16 protein-coding genes and 2 tRNA genes are annotated in these 18238 nt (G+C 67.1%); 9 read left to right on the top strand and 9 right to left on the bottom strand.

Annotation, left to right across the window (positions count from 1 at the left end):
* The first annotated feature begins 79 nt into the window (after positions 1-79).
* From VF992_00090 to VF992_00080, 3 genes are all read left to right on the top strand, one after another.
* Positions 80-559, top strand: a complete 480-nt coding sequence (locus tag VF992_00090; protein HEX9339565.1) for a hypothetical protein — start codon at positions 80-82, stop codon at positions 557-559.
* 84 nt (positions 560-643) lie between these two features.
* Entirely contained in the window at positions 644-892 is a 249-nt protein-coding gene (locus tag VF992_00085) for a hypothetical protein (GenBank protein ID HEX9339564.1), read from the top strand.
* Between the two features lie 80 nt (positions 893-972).
* Positions 973-1464: a hypothetical protein gene (locus tag VF992_00080; protein HEX9339563.1), complete on the top strand. Its 492-nt coding sequence runs from the start codon at positions 973-975 to the stop codon at positions 1462-1464.
* 40 nt (positions 1465-1504) lie between these two features.
* Here VF992_00080 and VF992_00075 read toward each other — a convergent pair whose 3' ends face one another.
* The 4 genes from VF992_00075 to VF992_00060 all read right to left on the bottom strand — a co-directional run bounded on the left by VF992_00075 (position 1505) and on the right by VF992_00060 (position 2804).
* The gene (locus VF992_00075; protein ID HEX9339562.1) at positions 1505-1747 is read right to left on the bottom strand and encodes a hypothetical protein; all 243 of its coding nucleotides are present in this window, start codon (positions 1745-1747) and stop codon (positions 1505-1507) included.
* Positions 1748-1765: 18 nt separating this feature from the next.
* Positions 1766-2002: a hypothetical protein gene (locus VF992_00070; GenBank protein ID HEX9339561.1), complete on the bottom strand. Its 237-nt coding sequence runs from the start codon at positions 2000-2002 to the stop codon at positions 1766-1768.
* A gap of 380 nt (positions 2003-2382) precedes the next feature.
* Positions 2383-2453, bottom strand: a tRNA-Gly gene (locus VF992_00065).
* Between the two features lie 156 nt (positions 2454-2609).
* Positions 2610-2804, bottom strand: coding sequence for a hypothetical protein (locus VF992_00060; protein ID HEX9339560.1), 195 nt, complete (start codon positions 2802-2804; stop codon positions 2610-2612).
* A gap of 188 nt (positions 2805-2992) precedes the next feature.
* Here VF992_00060 and VF992_00055 point away from each other — a divergent pair, with 188 nt between their 5' ends.
* The gene (locus VF992_00055; GenBank protein HEX9339559.1) at positions 2993-7219 is read left to right on the top strand and encodes a tetratricopeptide repeat protein; all 4227 of its coding nucleotides are present in this window, start codon (positions 2993-2995) and stop codon (positions 7217-7219) included.
* A 339-nt stretch (positions 7220-7558) separates the two neighbouring features.
* Here VF992_00055 and VF992_00050 read toward each other — a convergent pair whose 3' ends face one another.
* Positions 7559-8203, bottom strand: coding sequence for a DUF6582 domain-containing protein (locus VF992_00050; protein ID HEX9339558.1), 645 nt, complete (start codon positions 8201-8203; stop codon positions 7559-7561).
* A 220-nt stretch (positions 8204-8423) separates the two neighbouring features.
* On the opposite strand from VF992_00050, the gene VF992_00045 reads away from it, so the two are divergent.
* Genes VF992_00045 through VF992_00035 form a run of 3 tightly spaced genes read left to right on the top strand, consistent with a single transcriptional unit; the run spans position 8424 to position 11732 of the window.
* A complete protein-coding gene (locus VF992_00045; GenBank protein HEX9339557.1) occupies positions 8424-10424 on the top strand; it encodes a DNRLRE domain-containing protein in 2001 nt (666 codons plus the stop codon).
* Positions 10425-10484: 60 nt separating this feature from the next.
* On the top strand, positions 10485-11063 hold the full coding sequence (locus VF992_00040) for a Rab family GTPase (GenBank protein HEX9339556.1): 579 nt from the start codon (positions 10485-10487) through the stop codon (positions 11061-11063).
* A gap of 51 nt (positions 11064-11114) precedes the next feature.
* Positions 11115-11732 carry a GDSL-type esterase/lipase family protein gene (locus VF992_00035; protein ID HEX9339555.1) on the top strand — a complete coding sequence of 206 codons (618 nt, stop codon included), beginning with the start codon at positions 11115-11117 and terminating at the stop codon, positions 11730-11732.
* A 121-nt stretch (positions 11733-11853) separates the two neighbouring features.
* Here VF992_00035 and VF992_00030 read toward each other — a convergent pair whose 3' ends face one another.
* Complete coding sequence (locus VF992_00030) at positions 11854-12825, bottom strand: hypothetical protein (GenBank protein HEX9339554.1); 972 nt, start codon at positions 12823-12825, stop codon at positions 11854-11856.
* A 156-nt stretch (positions 12826-12981) separates the two neighbouring features.
* Positions 12982-13797 (bottom strand): carbon-nitrogen hydrolase family protein, encoded by an 816-nt coding sequence (locus VF992_00025; protein HEX9339553.1) that lies wholly within the window; start codon positions 13795-13797, stop codon positions 12982-12984.
* 113 nt (positions 13798-13910) lie between these two features.
* On the opposite strand from VF992_00025, the gene VF992_00020 reads away from it, so the two are divergent.
* Positions 13911-13983 (top strand) — tRNA-Glu (locus VF992_00020).
* Positions 13984-14719: 736 nt separating this feature from the next.
* Here the strand turns inward: VF992_00020 and VF992_00015 are convergent.
* Together VF992_00015 and VF992_00010 are read right to left on the bottom strand one after the other, a co-directional pair.
* Positions 14720-16357, bottom strand: a complete 1638-nt coding sequence (locus VF992_00015) for a hypothetical protein (GenBank protein HEX9339552.1) — start codon at positions 16355-16357, stop codon at positions 14720-14722.
* A gap of 152 nt (positions 16358-16509) precedes the next feature.
* Entirely contained in the window at positions 16510-17172 is a 663-nt protein-coding gene (locus tag VF992_00010) for a VOC family protein (GenBank protein HEX9339551.1), read from the bottom strand.
* 269 nt (positions 17173-17441) lie between these two features.
* Between VF992_00010 and VF992_00005 the strand changes: the two genes are divergently transcribed.
* Positions 17442-17972: a DNA polymerase ligase N-terminal domain-containing protein gene (locus tag VF992_00005; GenBank protein HEX9339550.1), complete on the top strand. Its 531-nt coding sequence runs from the start codon at positions 17442-17444 to the stop codon at positions 17970-17972.
* Positions 17973-18238: the final 266 nt, after the last annotated feature.

The raw sequence follows: 18238 nt of genomic DNA, 5'->3' as shown, positions 1-18238 counted from the left end.
TCTCAACTCGAGCCGTCCGCCCACTGTGGCGGGAGGCTCCGCAAAACCCTGATATGGTCCGGAAGGCGTCGGCCCTTCGATGCGGAGTCCCAACTCGGCCCGAATGGCGCTGGCGACCTACCTCGCGAGCCTTCTCCTGTTGGTCCCGATTGCGGAGATTTCCGTCTCGTTGAGCGGATGGCCGTCCTCCGCTTCCACCGACGCCCTCGGTGGAGGAGCGATCTTGCTCGGGGTCGCCTGGATGATGGTCGGGTATTCGACCGGGATGAGCGTCTCAGCCTATTTGGGACCCGGCGCCTTTCAGAATCGGCCGTTCCTCGGTGGGGGTCGGTCGAGCCTCCCGTCGTTGAACCCGGAGGTCGTTGAGGATGTCCGGCGGAAGATGCAGGATCGCTCGGACCCGAGCCTCGTGCTGATCGGCCTCGGCGCCTTCCTCACCGCCGCCGGGGTCATCACAATCGTTTCCTGGATCGTCGGTTTTCTCGCACTCGGCGCCTTGGTCCTCGGAGTTGCCGTCCTCCTGCTCGCAACCAGGCGACGAGTTCGGTCGATCGCTTAGGTTGAGGCCGGCGCGGAGAGCCGATCGCAGGCGGTGGGCTTCCGCCGAAGTCTTAAGGGAACGCCGCGGCATCGCGTCGTGCTCATGGCCCTCATTCCGGACCTCGCGGTGGCGACCCTCTATGCCGCCGTCGTGTTTCTGCTGGTCTTGGGGGTCCTAATCATATTCGTCGAGACGGTTCGACCATCCCATCTCCGGGCGGTCCTCGCCGCGGACTTCGGGCTCGTCGGGTTCCTCGTAATCGCGGGGGAGGGCGGGGTCGCGCTCCTCGTGCTCGCGGTCGCCGGGAGCTTCGTCGCGAACCACGTCTTCGAGTGGCTGACGACACGGTAGCTGCCCGCCAGGGCAGCGATTGTCGGGGTTTCCGACGAATCCTTTTTCTGGGTGGATGCCGGCTGTGATGCGGGCCTACGATGGCGGCGTCGCGAGGGCTGCACAGACTGTTCCGTAACTCGTTGGTCGTGTTGGTCGTCTTCACCGGGATCGGCGCCCTCTTTTCCGTCGTCCCTGATTTAGTCCCGGCCCGGGAAGGGATGGGGTTCGCGTACGCGTTCTTCGTCGCCGGACTCATGTGGATGGTTGTTGCGTATTTCTCAGGGGGCTTCGTCAGCACCTACCGCGCGCCCATCCTCGCGGTACGGCCTGGGAACCCGTTCTATTACGCGATCCGCGACCGAGCGGCGGATCTGAGCTTGCCTGCAGATAGTCCGGAGGCGATGGCGGACTTGCGGAAGAAAATGTCCGAGCAGCCCGTGGTGATGGCCGTCGCGTTCCTCAAAGGTCTCGCGTTCTTCGGACTCGCGGCGTTATTCTACCTGGCTCCCAACGCCGGCGCCTTCGCGCTCGCCGCAGCCATCGGCGCCTTCGCGATTCTGTTCCTGCGCTCCCGCCGTCGAGGGCCCTAGGCTAATCAGACGTGAGCGCCCGACGACGCGGTGAGGCGTGTCACGAGCTTGGCGGGGCGGGAGGCGCCAGACTCACTGGCAACGGAGGCGCCGCCGTCCGCCCCGCGAGGACGATGAGGAGCAAGAGAAACACGGCGACGACGTGGGCTCCGGCGGCGACGCCTTCGAGGCTGGCTAATAATTGTGCCATCTCGATCAATGAGCCGGGGCCATTGCGCAAGGACCAATAGAACCAGGTCCCCGCGCCAATCCCAATCGCCGACGCGAGGAGCTCCGCGATCACGAACCCGAGGAACAGGCCTTACGGTCCGGGGCGGTGCGTCTGGATTCCCACACCGAGGAGGAGCAGGAGCGCGGTGCCGCTCGTCCCCGAGATCCAGACGGATGCGATGAAATAGAGAGTGGAATCGCCCGTGAGCGGGATGCGGAGCAACGCAATCGCAACGCTGAACGAGTACCAACCAAGGAAGATGACGAGCGCGATGAGCGCGAGGACGACCAGCAGCCGGTCCTTTGGATCCGACCAGAGGCGATCCATCGAAAGGCACCGAAGGGACCAACCCGAGGTGCGGGGATGTGCTTTGTGGTGCGGACGAATGATCCCATACGGACGGCGGGCCTGACAGTACTTTCACACCTCCAGCCGAGTACTTTCGCGGACCTCCCCTCCCTTCCTTGCTTTATACTCGCCATCTCTTCGGACGTTCGTGCAAAGCGCAGCGATCATGGCCCCGATGAACGACATGCAGTCGGGAGAAGACCACAGCTGGCAAGACGTCTACGCCTCGTACGGATGCTCGCTCGACTTCGATGCGTCCGACGACGACGGCTAACGATCACCCATCCATCCCACAGATCGGCGGAGAGGGTCGCCTCCACGACTCCGCCGGTCGCCTTCTTTTTCTGGCCCAGGTCCAGTGCGTGGGGCGGGAGTCGAACCCGCGTCTCAGGCTTGGAAGGCCGGTGTCCTACCGCTAGACTACCCACGCTCGGTTCGGGGACACTCGCCTTCGATACTTGAGGCCTTTCCTGCCAACGCCGCTCTCGGCCGATCTACAGTCTCCTCGGTCCTCGGTCGACTTTGCGTTCGCCTGTCGGAGGCTGTCTAGCCAAGACGTACGTCCAAATCTCGGTCCCTGCACGCCTTACGGATGCCGTTTCGCCGTCGCACGCCCGGGCGACTTGATCGGCTTCCCGCGGACGAGCGACTCCAGCTCGTCAATCGCGGCGAGGAGGTCGTGCACGTCCTCGCCCGCGTTCCCGAGGTCCCTCGCGACTTCGCGCACGTTCGGGATGGTGCGCGTCGTCAGCCACTCTCGCGTCTCTCTACGGAGCCGCACCGGATCCGCGGCCCCTGAATCGCCCTTGGTCATTCGTCCCATCCGTCCGACGATTGTCCGTCGTGAATCGGCTCCCCGGTATTTAGCGGCATCGGCACCATAGCTTCGCTGATTCGCCCCAAGGTGATTGTCCACATGCGGAGCCCGTTGGCGATATCTATAAGTCATCCAGCCTGCATGTCGGCCAGTTGTCCGACGCGACCCCCAGCGGGCCGCGTGCGCGGGATGGGATGACAGGGATGGCTCTCCTCGAAGGCTTCCTGGATCGCGAAGGTCGCACCCTCGAAAAGGTCCGCCGGCTCGTCGAATCCGGCGGCGCGTCGCTCAATGCGGGCGCGGAAGGCCGCGCGGCGAACGCGTATCTCAAGGCGCTCGGCCTACTGGAGGCGCGGACCGCGCCGATCGAACGCCCGGAGGAATGGGCCGAGGCGTGCGCACGGGTCGGGGCGGGCCTCCTCGCGGTCGGCCACGTCGAGCCCGCCCAGGCGGCAGCGACGGAGGCGCTCCAGTGCGACCACGCGAACGTCCGCGCGATCGCCGTGCAGGGAGACCTCCTCGTCGCGGCGGGCCGCCCGGCGGATGCGATCCCGTACTACGACGCCGCCCTGCGCGCGAAGCCGACGGCGAAAGGCGTCTGGGCTCGGAAAGGGAACGCCCACGCCTCCCTGGACCAGCGTCCGGAGGCGATCCGGGCGTACATCCAGGTCGTGAATCTCGACCCGGACGACACGGATGGATACGCGCGCGTCCTCGCGCTCGTGCCGGAGGACGTCGATCTCTGGCTCAGGAAAGGCGAGGCCCACCGGCGGAGGGACGAGATCGAGGAGGCTCAGTCCGCCTACGACCGTGCGCTTCGCGTCGACTCGGCGTGCAAGGGAGCCCTCGAGGGCAAGGCCCTCGCGTACGTCCGCGCGCAGGACCCGCAGCGGGCGTTGCGTTGCCTCGACCGCGTGATCCAGCTCGACGGCTACGACCCGGACGCGTGGCGGCTCCGAGGCGACGTCCTCGCGGCATCGCACCAGAACGAGGAGGCATTGCGCTCGTACGACGAGGCGGTTCGGCTCCGGGACGGGGATGCGGTCGCGTGGCTCGTCCGGGCCGAGTTGCTCCGGAAAATCGGGCGAAACGTCGATGCGGTCGGCTCGTACGATCGGGCGATCGCCCTCACCCCGAAGGCCCTCGCGCCCCACATCGGTCGCTTGGAGGCGTTGCGCGCCTTGGCCCGGTGGGACGAGGTCGTGCAGGAGGCCGGCAAGGTCGTCTCCCTTGACCCGCGACATGGCCCCGCGCTCTTTGCGAAGGCGCACGCGTTGCTCCAGCTGAACCGGCGGGAGGAGGCGCTCGCCGCCTTCGACGCGTTCTTGGCGGTCGAGCCCCGCTCCTACGACGGGCTCGAGGCGAAGCGCCAGCTGCTCCTCGCGTCGGAGCGGTGGGCGGACCTCGTGGCCGCCTGCGACGCGATCCTGGCGCTGCAGCCTCACCATCTCCGCGCCCTGCGGGACAAAGGCCGGGCGCAGCTCGCCCTCGGCCAGTCGGACAGGGCGTACGCGACGTTCGAGCAGCTGCACGTCGTCGCGCCCGACGACCTCGACGCGATCCGCGGACAGCGAGACGCCCTGCGGTTCTCGAAGGACCCGAAGGCGCTCCTCCGCGCGTGCGACCTGATCCTGGCGAAAGACCCATCCGACCGATCCACGTGGGTCGCGAAGGGCGAGGCCCACGAAGGGCTCTCGGAACCCGAGGCGGCGCTCGGCGCTTACGAGGCGGCGTTGCGTCTCGATCCGCGCGCCCCCGGGGCCGCGGCGCGGAAGGCCGCGTTGCTTTCCCACCTGAGCCGGTACGAGGATGCCCTCCGGGCGTACGACGCCGCGATCGAGGCCGACCCCGCGTCCGCGAACCTGTGGCTCGAGAAAGGCCGGATTCAGTATTGGCTCAAGGCCTACGCGGATGCGGTCGACTCCCTGGACCGCGCGACCCGCTACGCGCCCGCGGATCCGAAGGGATGGTACCTGCTCGGGGTGTCGCTCGAAGGCGCGACGCGGTACGAGCAGGCCGTCGCGGTGTTCGACCGCACCCTCGCCCTCGAACCGAACAGCGCGAAGGCGTGGCTCGGGAAAGGCACCGCGCTCCAGTGGCTCAAGCGATACGACGAGGCCGCGAACGCGTACGGACAGGCAGCGCTCCGGGACAAGGCGATGACGCCCGCCTTGCTGAAGCAGGGATCGTGTCTCCTCGAGTTGCACCGGTACGAGGAGGCCGTGCCGATCTACGAGACGGTCGTCGCGGCAGACGCGAAGGACAAGGCCGCACTCACGGGCCTCTGCGCCGCCCTCGAGGGGCTCGGCCGCACGAAGGAGGCGTTCGACGCGAGCGGTCGGCTGACCGTCGCGGACCCGAAGGACGTCGAGGCGTGGGCGCGGCGCGCGCGGTACGCGAGCGCCATCGGCCAGGGAAAGGACGCGCTCGTCGCGATCGGGAAGGCGGTCGGCCTCGCGCCGGACCGGGCGGACCTGCTGCGGGCCAAGCGGGACCTCCTGGCGTCCCAAGGCTCGTTCAAGGCGGCCGCAGAGGCCGGCGAGCGGTTGCTCGAGATCGACCCGCGCGACCTGGACGCGAGACGCGAACGGGCCGTCGCCCTGGAGCGCCTCGGGAAGCTCGACGCGGCTCTCGAGGAGTTGGACGGCGCCGCCCGCGTGGACCCGATGGACCGCCGCACCTGGAACGCGAAAGGCGCGTTGCTCGTCCGCGCCGGCCGAAAGGCCGAGGCGCTCGAGGCGTACGACCGCACCCTCTCCCTGAACCCCGGCGACCGCACCGCGCTGGCCGCCAGGGGCCGCCTCTTGTTCGACGCCGGCCGGGTCGTGGACGCGCTTCGGACCTTCGACGACGGCCTCCTCCTGGATCCCGAGAACCTCGAGTTCCTGAACGGAAAGGCGATGTGCCTCGCCGCGGAGTCTCACTTCGACGACGCGCTGTCGCTCGTGACGATCGTCTTCGGGAAGGATCCGAACAACTACGACGCCTATCGCACGAAAGGGGTGTGCTTCCTGCGGACGGGCCGGGCCGCCGAGGCGATCCCCTGCCTCGACTTCGTGCTGAGGGCCCATCCGGCGGACGCGGCCGTGCTCACGTGGAGAGGCGAGGCGTATCAGGCCCTCGACAAGCCGACCGAGGCGCTCGCGGCGTTCGACGCGGCGATCGACGCGGACGAGTCGCACGGCGCGGCGTGGCGCGGACGGGGCCTCGTCCTCCTGACGTTGGAGCGGTACCCGGACGCGGCGGACGCGCTCGCCCGCGCGACGGAATCGCGGAGGGACGACAAGGCCCTGTGGACCACCCTCGGCCTCGCGGACGAACGGGCGGGCCGGTACGACGCCGCCGCATCCGCGTACGACGAGGCGCTGCGGCTGGACGCGCGGGACAAGGCGACGTGGACGAGCAAGGGGCTCGCCCTTTTGCACGTTCGCCGCTTCGACGACGCGCTCAAGTGCTTCGACGCGGGACTCGCCCTCGATCCGGCGTACGAGCCGGCGGCGGACGGGAGGCGGCGCGCCGAGGAGCGCATCCACGCCGCGACGGTCGAGGGCTTCGCCGAGGCGGTCGTCCGGTTCGAGGCGCACCTGAAGCGGCCCGCGACGCGTGACGAGATCTTCAAGTATTGTTCCGTGCCCCTCGAGCTCCTCGATGAGGTCATCCGGTACGTGAACGAACCCGCGCCGCTCGCCCCGGACCGAATCGAGCCGGAGGCGCTCCGGAAGTACGAGGCCGTCGGCGCCGCGGTCTTGCGCAACGTGGAGAACGCGGCGAATCTGGACCGGATCCGGCTCGCGGACGTGACGACCGTGCTGCCGCACGTCGACCTGGACGAAGCCCGCACGATCTGGGGCTACATCGACTGGGTGCGCGAGGCGCCGCTCGAGCCGACCCCGGAGTGGCACAACGACGACCTGATCCGGCAGGCGATGGACCTCCCGAAAGAGGAGTGGAACCTCGTCGATCTCGCGAAGGAACTCCACCTCGGACCGTTCGAGGCGAAGAAGCTCGAGGTCTCCCTGAAGATCTTCGAGGGCGGTGGCTACAAGATCTCGACGAGGCATGCGCCCGAATCGAAGCGCAAGAAGCCGAGGGGCGAGGCGCTCACGGAAGAAAAGGGCGAAGGAGACCCGGAGCCGACCCCGGTCTCAAGGAGGCCGGAGTCGCCGAGGTCCGCCGGGAAAATCGATGGTGGCGGTCTCCCACCGAACTGCTCGCCTCATCGCGCCCCCGGCGTCCAGCGTCATGTGTGCGGCGCATGGCTTTGCAAGGCTTGTGTCGACTCGGGAGGGGCGTGTCCCGGGTGCGCCGCACCGCTCTCGACGGCGGCCGAACGCGAGGCGAGGAGGAAGGACCGTGAGGCGGACTTCAGCCGGCTGTGAGGCGGCCGGGCCCAACCGCGGCCATTCGTCAATCCGTGATTGTGACTAATATGGGACCTCGTTTCCTCATGCGAGCGCAGGGTTGACTCCCCAATCGCCGAGTCCCGATTGGTGCAAATGCGGCCGGCGAGATATGATGGACGTTGGAAAGGACGAATGGTTCTGCCTGCGATGCGGTCGCTCGGAAACGTCATGTGTGGCGTTCGGGTGCAAGAGTCGTCGTTGACAGAAACCTGCTCATTTTCGTAGGGCAGCCGTACCGTTGCGTCGGATGGATTCCCCCGGGGGATCATCTCCTCGATAAACGACGACGAGGATGTCAGAGCGCGCCGGCCGCGCTCACGCGAATGTCCAGTGGTCCCTCTCCCGCAATAGCTCACGCAGGAGGCGCGTCGCCCGCGTCCGGTCCGCCTGCATGAGGAACGCTCCGAGATGCTTGCAGAAGAGCCGGCCCACCGCGCGATTCGTCTTGAAGTCCACACAATCGTGCTCGACGAGCCGCCGTTGCCGGTCAATCAGGACCGAGTACTCCTTCACCGTGCCGGCGAGGAACGTCTCGGTCTCCTTGTCGACCGAGGCGGCCCCGGGGTCGATCCCCCGCGCGGAAGCGAGGCGGTTCTTCCCGAGGAAGACGAGCAGCAGGTCGTCGAACGTCATCTTGTCGATGTCTTTGTTCATCGGAACGTCGGCTTGGATCGTGCCCGCCTCGTCCTCGATCGTTCCGCCTCGGATCTTCACCGCGACCCCGAACCGCTCGAGCGCCTCGTTGATCTTCTTGTCGATGTACGCCTGCTCCTCCGGCGTGTACTTCGCACGGTTGCGAGGCTCGTTGAAGTACCGCCGCGCGGCGCGCGCGTGGAACGGCGTGTGCACGGGGTACTTCCAGTTCGCGGGGTCCGCGTACTTCTCGAGGTCCTTCGGATAGCCCTGGGGCGGGCCGAGACGTCCGTCGCGCTTGCGGCTTGGCTTGACCGCGCGGACCATCGACGCGGGTACGCGGTGCGTCGGGATAAACGTTCGATGCAGTCCTCCGCCGCGAGACGAGCTATCCTGCGCCTCCGCCTCCTCGGCCACCCCCGCCGGCCTGAGAACCGCAAGGTCCCCCGGTTAACATGTTAACCAGGCCAGTTTGAAGGGTGTGAGAATTCGGGCGTCTGATAACGACCCGGGAACCTTTACGTGGGCGGCCGGTCCCTAAGCTTCCATGACCCGTTTCCGGGTCGTGGTCGTCGCCCTGATCCTCGGGATCCTCGTCGCCCCCGCGGTAGTTTCGGCGGACCCCGCGGTCACGGCCTCGGCGGCGGGCGAGCAGCAAGCGGAGTGGGCGTTCTCGAACCCGTCCGACTACGGCCTCGTGAACGCGACGATCGGAGCCTCCGGGGCGAGCCTCGCTTGGCTCTCCCGGACGTTCGCGGACACGACCGCGGCGGATTTCGGGCTCGCGCTGGCGCGGTCGAACGTCGATGTCACGGCCAGCCCAGGGGACGTCCTCATCGCGGACACGTCGCGGCTCGGCCCCCCGCTGAGCACGGCGTTCCAGCCCGGTCCTGCCTCGATGGTCGACACCTACATCGCGACGGGCAGCTTCGCCAACACGAACTTCGGCGCGAACGACACCCTGAAACTCGGGTTCACGAGCAAATCGAACTGGAGCCGGGCGATCCTCCAATTCCCGACGTTCCCGATCCCCGCGAACGCGACCCTCCTCACGGTTGACCTCTTCCTCTACCTGTACGCCTCTGACAGGGCGAACTCGATGTCGGTCAGCGTGCACGCGATCACGAACAACTGGACGGAGTACGGCTCGACGTGGGGCGTCCGCGACGGCGTGCTCGACTGGACGGCGGCCGGCGGGGACTTCAACCCGACCGATCTGGACCTCGTGCCTGCGGTCGGGACGGTGCCCGGCTGGTACACCTGGGACGTCACCCGCGCCGCGGTCGACTGGTGGACGGGCCGCGCGCCGAACTACGGCCTCCTGGTCCGCCAGGCGGACGACGGCGCGAGCGTCATCCGCGGGCACAAGATGTTCTGGAGCTCCGATGCGGCGAACGCGTCCGCCCGGCCGTTCCTCACGATCACGTACGCCATGCCGAGCTCCCTCGGCGCCCTGGAGTCCCGCGTCTTCGACACCGGGAGCGGGGGGGCGTGGGAGACGATCACGTGGACCGCGACGGTGCCTTCCGGCACGGGAATCGAGGTCCGGACCCGGTCGGGCGCGAGCCCGGCGCCCGACGGATCGTGGAGCGCGTGGTCCGCCGCCTACCTCGGTCCCGGACGCCCGATCGCCTCGCCGCCCGCGCGGTACATCGAGTACCGCGTTCAGCTTTTCACCTCGAACACGCTCTCGCCGTCCCTTCACGACCTGACGATCGGCTATGGTCAGTTCGCGACCCTGGGACGGGTGTTGACGGCGTCCCTCGACCCCGTCGGGCTCCTGGGATGGGGTCGCCTCCAGGCCAACTGGAGCGGGCCGCCGGGCGCGTCCGTCTCGTTCGCGTATTCGCAGGACGGCGGGGCGTCGTGGACTGCGGCGGCCATCGGCGCGAACCTGTCTGGAGCGCTCACGAAGCCCGTGCGGCTCCGAGCGACGCTCACGACGCCGGACACCGCGCTCACGCCGACTCTTGTCGCCTTCACCCTCCGCTATTCCGTGTCGGCCGAAATTCTGTGGTTGTCCGGGATGTACCCGTGGCTCTTGTTCGCCCTGGTCGCCGTACCAATCGCGTGGCTTCTCGTTCGGCGGTTGCGGACGAAACCGTTCCGGCCGACGGACCTCTACCTGATCCACGGGGATGGGCGGCTCGTTGCGAGGGCGGGCGGTGAGATAGGGGCCGTGCAAGACGAGCTCGCCGCCTCCGGGATGTTCACGCTGGTCGCGCGGTTCGTCCGCGATTCCTTCGGAGGATCGAGCGGTCCGGGGGACCTGAAGCGCATGACCGTGGACCGGAGCGAGGTCGCCATCGACAAGGGCGCGTTCCTGTTCTTTGCGCTCGTCTACGAGGGCGCCGCGCCGGACGACCTGAACCGGCGGATGTCCGAGTTCTTGGGGGCGATCGAGGAGGCGTGGGGACCCGTCCTCCGGGAATGGGACGGCCTGCGGGACGAGTTCGGGGACCTCGAGCCGCAGCTCGCCTGGTACCTCCAGACGGGATACCTCGTCGCGCATCCGGGGCTGTCTCGCCTAGCTCCCCTGACGATGTAGTCGCGGGACTGATAGCAGGGAGCAAACGCTTATCGTCCCGTCCGCGGGACGGAGGAGCGGATGGCCTCGCGCCAGCGCCCAGTCGTCGACCGATCGGTCCCGGGGCTCACGATGAAGATCGCCTTGGCGGGCGACCCGGGCGTCGGGAAGTCGAGCCTCGTCCGACGATTCGTCTCGGATACGTTCGACCGCGGATACGTATCGACCCTGGGCACGAAAGTCTCCTCGCGCACCTTCCGCGTCGACGATTCGCGCCATCCGGGCGCCTCGATCGAGGTCGGCGCGAGCGTGTGGGACATCATGGGGTCCCTCGGATTCCGCGAACTCCTGAAGGACGCGTACTTCTCGAACAGCCAGGCCGTCCTGTACGTGTGCGACCGGACCCGGCCCGAGAGCCTGTGGAGCCTCATCGACTGGGCGGCGGCCGTCGAGAGCGTCGCGGGCCCGATCCCCGCCGTGCTGCTCGTGAACAAATCCGACCTCGAGGCGCCGGACGCGATCCCGACCGCGGATGTCGACGAGGTGTGCCGGGCGCGCGGCTGGCCCTCGCTCGCCACGAGTGCGAAGACCGGCTCGAACGTGGAGGCGTCCTTCCGCCTCGTCGCTCAGGCGCATCTCCTCCGAGTCCGGACGAGATAGTTCGACCGGCTCCCAAAGGCCTTTTCCACAGGTGTCGATGTGGCGGGGAGCATGCCCTCCCCGCCCCTGACGATCGTCGGCATCGGCGACTCGACGACCGCCGGCACGCCGGGGTTCCGTTCGCCGCTCGAGGCGCCGCCCCGCGGCGCCGGGAATCCCGCGAGCCAGTACGCGTTCTGGATGATGCGCCTCCATCCCGAGTGGACCGTGCTGAACCGCGGGATCGACGGGCAGACCGCCGCGGAGGTCCACGCGCGCTTCGAGCGCGATGTCGTCCGCGCGAAGCCCGCGTACGCGATCATCCTCGCCGGGGTCAACGACCTCTTCGCGGGCCACGAGCCGGACCCGATCCAGCGGGAGTTCGGCGCGATGTACGCCGAAGCGCTCGATGCAGGGATCGTGCCGGTGGCCGCGAGCGTCCTCCCGTTCGACCGCGCATCGCCGGACGTCACCGCGGCGATCTTCACCCTGAACCATTGGATCGAATCGTTCGCGAAGGTCCTCGACATCCCGTTTTGCGACACGCACGCCGCCGCTGCGGACCCGGCCGCGCCGCACCGGTTGCGTGGATCGCCCGACGGGCTCCACCCGGACGTCGACGGCTACCGCCGCATGGGGGAGGCGCTCGCGCGCACGATCGAGGGCCACCTGCCGCATGACCCGCGGTGACGCGGGCCCGCAACGCGGCGGAGGGAATCGAGAGACGGGCGTCGATCCCGCAAATCCTCCGCGGCCGAGCGGCCGACGGGCAATCGGTGACCCGTCCGTCGGTCGGCCCGACGCACGCGATTCAACGGACTTTGCGGGCGCGTACGGCTCCCCACCGGAAGCCGATCCCGCCCGCCACGAGCGCGACCGCCATCATCGACCAGCTGAGGGCGGGGCTCGTCAGGTCGTCCTGTATTTGAATTCCCGCACTCGGCGTATCGAATGCGATGGCGTCCGAAGGGGACATCTGGCTCGAGCCGTCCACGGAGACGATGCGCGCCTCGTAATGCGTCGAGCGCCACAACGTCACCTCGACGTCCGTCGCGTTGGCCGGCAGCCGGTACGAGACGTTCGTCCTCCCGTCCGTCAGCCACAGCTCGAGATGATCGACGTCCGAATCGACGATCCCGGTCCAGGTGAACGTCGCGCGGTCGTCCGACAGCTCCATCGGCCCCACGAGCGTGAGGGTGTGGGGACGCAAGTCGACGGAGAGGGGTGTGACGAGGGACGGGCCGCCCGTGAACGATCCGATCCGCACCAAATCCAGATGGTACAGGGGGATCCCGTGCGAGTAGATCGAGAAGCCGATCGACATCGCGTACGCGAACGTCGTCTCGAGTTCCGAGGTCGCGATGCTCCCGACCCCGTCTTCCCCGTGGATGAGGATCCGATTCGCGCCCCACGCCGACCACCCGATCTGGCTCGGGCTCACCTGCGCGATCCCGTCCGGCACGCGGCTCGTCGAATCCAGAGAGGTGGTCAGGTCCACGCTCAGGTCCACGAACCCGAGCGTCACCGTCGAGATGCCCGGCAACGAGAAGGAGTGCGTCCCGAGGGGCGTCTTATCGAACACGGGCAGCCCGATGTCGAGGCCGAAGAGCACGAGGACGATCGTGCAGGGGCCCGGCCCGGCGGCCAAGATCGAACGGGTGCTCTCGTTCGCCAAGATGAAGATCGGCTCCCCCGACGCGTCGATGTCGCACGCAGCCCGCATCGCGGCGACCCCGGGGATGATGTCCGTCTGCTGCACGCCGAAGTGGATGCGTGTGGTCACGAGGTCGTCCGTAGGATCGGCGATCGCGGAGCGCAGCCCGACGGCGGCGATGATCAGCGCGAGAAAAACGATGGCGAACGCCTTCAGGACTGTGTCTCCTCCATGGAGGTATAGTGGTGTTCTCAGCTAATGAAGGTGGCGGTCGGTGCGCCACGCTCACGAGCGGCGCACCGGGACCGTCGGCGCGACGGGTTCCCAGAACTCCTTGCGGGTGTCGCGGAGCGTTGGCCGGAGTCCCCGGGCCGCGGTCACGTTGCGGACGTCGACGTCGGCGACGACCGTCGCCTCCTGGAAGTCCGGCGCCTTGCCGAGGTCCTCGCCTCGCGGCCCGATCGCCTGGGTGCCCCCCTGGAACACGACGTTCAGCTCCGCGCCGACGAGGTTCGCGTACAGCACGTACACCGCATTTTCGATCGCCCGCGCCGGCAAGATGCGGTCGAAGAACGGCTTCGACGTGGCCGGTGAGGCGCTGATGATCGCGAGTACGTCAACGCCCTGGAGGGCGTACGCCTTGGCGAGCTCGGGAAAGAAGGCGTCGTAGCAGATCAGCAGACCGATCCGCCCGAGCTTCGTGTCGACGAGCGTCAGGCCGTCTCCCCGGCCGAAGTAGAGACCCTCTTCGAACGGCCCGAAGTTCGCCGGGTACACCTTCCGATAGGAGGCGACCTTGCCGTCCGGGGCGACGAGCACGGACGTGTTGTACAGCTTGCGCGTGTCCGATTCGCGCTCGGGCATGCCGAAGACGACGTGCGTGCCGTGCTCCGAGGCGATCTTCGCGATCGCCTTCACAGTCGGGCCGTCGATCGGCTCCGCGAGCTGCGCGAACGAGTCGCGGGCCATGTAGCCGGTCAGATACATCTCGCCGACGAGGAGGAGATCCGCCCGCTCCGACGCGATCGTCGTCTCGAGCTTCCGGAGGTTCTTCGCCTTGTCGCCGACCGCCGGATCGAGCTGCGCGAGTGCCGCCTTCACATCGCCGCCTCGTCGTCCGCAAGGGGTCGGGAGCGGGAAAAAACTTCGCACTCTTCGTTTGCATCAAACGCCGCGCAACCTTTATGTCGGCGCCACCCTTAGCGCGGCCTCGCGCTCCCGTAGTCTAGTGGCCAAGGATAGAAGCCTCTCGAGCTTCTGACACGGGTTCAAATCCCGTCGGGAGCATCCCCACGTGGGTGTACATCCACCCACCCAGCCCCGCGAAACACCGGAAGTCGTTATGGAAGAACTTATTCACGCTCCGAGGTCATTGAGGGCAGCGACATCAGGTTGATTGGCGCGTCCTTGTCCATAGATCGAGCATCATTCCTGCAACCATAATCGCCAGCAAAAGAATCCAACCTAGTGCAACTCCCGTTGACAGGGCCGGCGGCCATCCCAGCAGCAGATTAAGAGCTGAGCCAACTAGCATAAAAATCCCCAGAAGTGGCAAACCTAGAGAGAAGTGTTTCCAACCCCTTTCAGCCATCGAGTGTCTCCCGAAGAACCACAAAGCCAGCCAGAGGATGCCCCCTGCCAGCCCCATATAGGGTCCAAGCAGCACCCACAAGGGGGCGTCTGTCATGAAATCACCACACTCCCAGACATGCTACGGCCCAACGACACCACAACGCGCAAACGCAACATATTTGTAACGTTTTACAGCCAGAGCAATCCCGAAATCCGAATCGATCCAACCGCCCAACCGGAGCACGAGCGTTAGTTTCATTCTGATGGGAACAGCTGGAAGTAACCCCACATGAGGCCACTCCCAGTCGGGAGCAATCCTACGCGGCCTCAGGTTCGGAACTTCGGCGGCAATCGCCGATCTTCGCGCCCTTCCGTCGGCGGCACGTGGCTTCGATTCCAACCCGTGTGCCGTGTCGACCGCAGAGCCCCAATCGCTGTCCGGATCCTCGCCCTAGCGGACCGTGTACACTTCGGTGAGAGTCTTCGTCCCGCTCTCTCCCTCGATTGCGTACCGGCCGGCCGTCCAAGCGATCTCCGTCCCCAGGGCGTCCACGGCGTACAGGGTGTTATACCAGGGGAGGTCCGGTGCGGGGACTTCCTTCAGGCCCGTCCCGTCCCAGTGGAACAGCCACGCGTCGCCCGCCGCCTCACCGACGACCCAGCCGAAGTCGCTCGCGACCGCCGAGACGCCGTAAAAGTTCGAGGAGGAGTAGTATCCCCCCGGGTCTAGGAAGGTGAAGTCCGTGATGTGGGTCCACGTGGCCCCGTCCCAGTGAGCGGCGAAGGCCACATGCCGGATGCCGCCCTCGAGGCCTGCGTCGAAGACGGTCGCGCCGACCGCCAACAAGTCGCCGGAGGCCGTCCCCGAGACGCTCCGGAAAAACGATCCGTAGCCGCCGCCTCCCAGCCCTTCGGTCGAGAGTGTGTTCCACGCCGCGCCGTCCCAGTGGAGGGCGAGGGGCGCGTAGGGGTGCGTCGAGTTGCCCGAAGCCCCGACGGCCCAGATGTCGTCCGCGGAGAACGCCGCGATCCCGTAGAGCTCGTTGCTCGCGAATGCCGCATTCGGATTCGGGCTCGGGACCCGGCTCCAGCTCCCCCCGTCCCAGTGAACGATGAGCGTGCTCGACCGGTACCATCCGGCGCAGAAGCCAACGGCCCAGGCGTCGTTCGCGGACACGGCCGCCACGGCCCTCAGCTCGTTCACGACGGCGCCCGGGCTCGGGGAGGGCACGATGCTCCACGCTGTCCCATCCCAGTGCTCGATGAGGGTCTGCAGAGGGACGTAGGCGAGGTCCTGCGAGGCTCCGACCGCCCACACGTCGTTCGAGGACGTCGCCGCGACGGCGTAGAGCCGATTCCAGTCCATGGGAGCGTTCGGCGTCGCCACGATGCTCCAGGCGCTTCCGTCCCAGTGGAGGGCGAGGGTCTGGATGGAATATTGCGGTCCGTCCGGGTTGTTCGCGTACCCGACGGTCCAGACCTCGTTCGGCGCGATCGCCTCAATCCCCTGGAGGGTGTTGTCGACGAAGATCGACGGCGACGTAGACTCGACGTTCGGGCTCGGAACGAACGTCCAGGTCCCTTCGGGACCGGAGGACGGGGGATTCGACGCCCCTTCGGCAGCCGTCCACGTACCGTAGGCGTTCGCGGATGGAGTACCGCAATCGTCCCCGGATTGTAGAGAGAACCGGATCGGGTAATCGTCCGGGTTGGCGTTGCGGGAGAGGTCTCGGCACCGCACATAGAACGTGAATATGGTCCCGTCCTGGAGTCCCCCGACCGCTGTTGCGTGCGACATCCCTCCCGTGGTCGAGAAGGTGTCCTTCATTCGACTGTACGCCACCCCCGCCGTCGTCGAGTACCGGCACATCGCCGGCTCGTCCGTGTTCAAGGAAAGGGTTGTGGACGTCGTGCCGGCCGGAAGGGTCCCCGTCGGCGACCCGTCGCTCCGTGCGGGCGGCATGGTGTCGCTCCCGCTCCTCCCGGCCTCTGAGGCATCCGGGGAGACCGCAAGGATGGCGGCGAACAGCATGGAGCCCGCCACGGCGACCGCTGCCATGCGAAGCCTGCGCCACTTCACCGTGTTCATGGGAGCTGCCTCCCGGTCGCAATGCAGGCCGAGCGTTCGGACTTTGTTCCGAATTTCGCCAGAAACTCGCCCTACTGCTCCCGACCGCGAGCGTGCCTGGGTAGGCCCTCGGCCCCGAAGTCCGCGTGTGCGGAGCCTTGCAGGACAGACGCTCAGTCGCGGCTCATCGTCGTCGCCACGTCGGCGAGGTTGCCCTCGGGATCGGCCAGCGTCCACCAGGCCGGCGCGTGCTTGTCGGTGACGAGGCGGCCGCCTTCAGCGATCGCGGCGGCGATTCGCGCCTGGGCCTGGTCCGGTGGCACCCAGATGTCGAGGTGGATTCGGTTGACCTGCGGGTCTGGAGCGTCGATCTTCTGGAACCAGATAGACGCTCCGCGGCCACGGGGGTCGACGAGGTCCTCGGGGCTGTCCCCGCGATCGTGATACCCAAGCACGGCACGCCAGAACGGCTTCACCTTGGGGATGTCAAATGCATCGATCGTTACGAGGACCGTCTGCACGGTGGCGGGGTCGGCGGGGACGCCCAGCTCGCGCGTTTTCGCCGAGATCTGCCGAGCCAGCTCGAGGTCGCGCTCGCTCAGGCCGTAGTAATCGGCCGCGACCGTGATCAGCCGCACGATCACGCCATCGTACCGCAGGTCGACGTCCGGATGGTGGTCCTCGAGGCCGGCCAGATCGCTGATCGCGTTCACGAGCCGCGCGCCGGCCGCGAACGACCCGGTGCGGAAGGACGCGCACGCTCCTTCGCCGACCACGCGCCAATCCTCGACGCCCTGAGACTCGTGGAACCGCCGCGTTGTGATCCGGTCGCTCATGCTCTCGCCGTAACCCTTTGGGTGCGCGAACGTCCGCATGGTATAAGACGATGCACGGGACCGCGGCGAATCGCCCGGCGGCGGGTTAAATGGGTGGCGCGGATGCGGTGTCCCGTGAGGACCGGCGGACCATGACTCGCGTGACCCCGAAGAGATGCCACTGAGGAACGGGCCAACGGACTCAGTTCGGAGCGTTCGCTCAGACGAAGCGGCACTCCAATACAAAGGGTCTAGTAAGGAAGAAACCTGAAGCCCTCAGGGCCGTCGGCATGGCCTCCCCAATCATCCCCGATGCGGCACCTCGGACCGGGGCACCGCGACGCCGATTCGTGGTCCAGAAGCACTGGGCTCGGAGTCTTCACTATGACTTCCGACTGGAGATCGGCACAGTTCTCGTCTCGTGGGCGGTGCCGAAGGGGCCATCCAAAGATCCCCAGGCGAAGCGCCTCGCGATTCATGTGGAGGACCACCCGCTCGACTACCTGTTGTTCGAGGGAACCCTCCCTGAAGGTGATTATGGCGCGGGCGAAGTCATTGTGTGGGACTACGGCGAATTTGAGGTGGTCGGACTCGCTGAACACGACGCGGCAGCAGCGCTCAGCGAAGGCGTGGTGCGACTCGCTCTGTATGGCAGAAAACTCCGAGGGCAATGGACGATCATACGAACGAGAATGGGACAAGGAAAACGTGAGAATTGGCTCTTGCAGAAGGCGCAAGACGAATTCGCTCAAGCAGATCATGACCCGGAAACCGAGCCGGCGTCAGCGTTGTCCGGCAAAGTTCCACGCGGTCGGCGTTGACCTCTTTCGCTTCGCGCTGCAGATCTTGTTCCCCTCACGAAGGCAGCAGCTCGGAGACACCGGACGAAAATTTGCGGGCTGCGCGATCCAGAATTGTAGGGGGCAACCTGCCGGCAAGACGGTGCTTCGTTGCAAGCAGACGCCTCGCGGATTACAAGGACGTCGAAATGGCCCTTTCATCCGAGGGGCGCGACCACCCGATGTCGGGGCTATTGAGCTTGGGATATTAACAGTCGCAGTGACTTCGGGATCCTGTCCCGATTTCA

Source organism: Thermoplasmata archaeon (assembly GCA_036395115.1).
Taxonomy (GTDB): Archaea; Thermoplasmatota; Thermoplasmata; order RBG-16-68-12; family RBG-16-68-12; genus RBG-16-68-12.
This window is presented reverse-complemented; position numbering and strand designations above follow the sequence as displayed.

What these genes read in the sequence shown, in the direction of transcription:
- VF992_00015 (HEX9339552.1), bottom strand. Translation starts at nt 16,357, where the DNA reads ATGAACACGGTGAAGTGGCGCAGGCTTCGCATGGCAGCGGTCGCCGTG.
- VF992_00010 (HEX9339551.1), bottom strand. Translation starts at nt 17,172, where the DNA reads ATGAGCGACCGGATCACAACGCGGCGGTTCCACGAGTCTCAGGGCGTC.
- VF992_00090 (HEX9339565.1), top strand. Translation starts at nt 80, where the DNA reads ATGCGGAGTCCCAACTCGGCCCGAATGGCGCTGGCGACCTACCTCGCG.
- VF992_00070 (HEX9339561.1), bottom strand. Translation starts at nt 2,002, where the DNA reads ATGGATCGCCTCTGGTCGGATCCAAAGGACCGGCTGCTGGTCGTCCTC.
- VF992_00035 (HEX9339555.1), top strand. Translation starts at nt 11,115, where the DNA reads ATGCCCTCCCCGCCCCTGACGATCGTCGGCATCGGCGACTCGACGACC.
- VF992_00045 (HEX9339557.1), top strand. Translation starts at nt 8,424, where the DNA reads ATGACCCGTTTCCGGGTCGTGGTCGTCGCCCTGATCCTCGGGATCCTC.
- VF992_00040 (HEX9339556.1), top strand. Translation starts at nt 10,485, where the DNA reads ATGGCCTCGCGCCAGCGCCCAGTCGTCGACCGATCGGTCCCGGGGCTC.
- VF992_00080 (HEX9339563.1), top strand. Translation starts at nt 973, where the DNA reads ATGGCGGCGTCGCGAGGGCTGCACAGACTGTTCCGTAACTCGTTGGTC.
- VF992_00085 (HEX9339564.1), top strand. Translation starts at nt 644, where the DNA reads ATGGCCCTCATTCCGGACCTCGCGGTGGCGACCCTCTATGCCGCCGTC.
- VF992_00050 (HEX9339558.1), bottom strand. Translation starts at nt 8,203, where the DNA reads ATGGTCCGCGCGGTCAAGCCAAGCCGCAAGCGCGACGGACGTCTCGGC.
- VF992_00005 (HEX9339550.1), top strand. Translation starts at nt 17,442, where the DNA reads ATGGCCTCCCCAATCATCCCCGATGCGGCACCTCGGACCGGGGCACCG.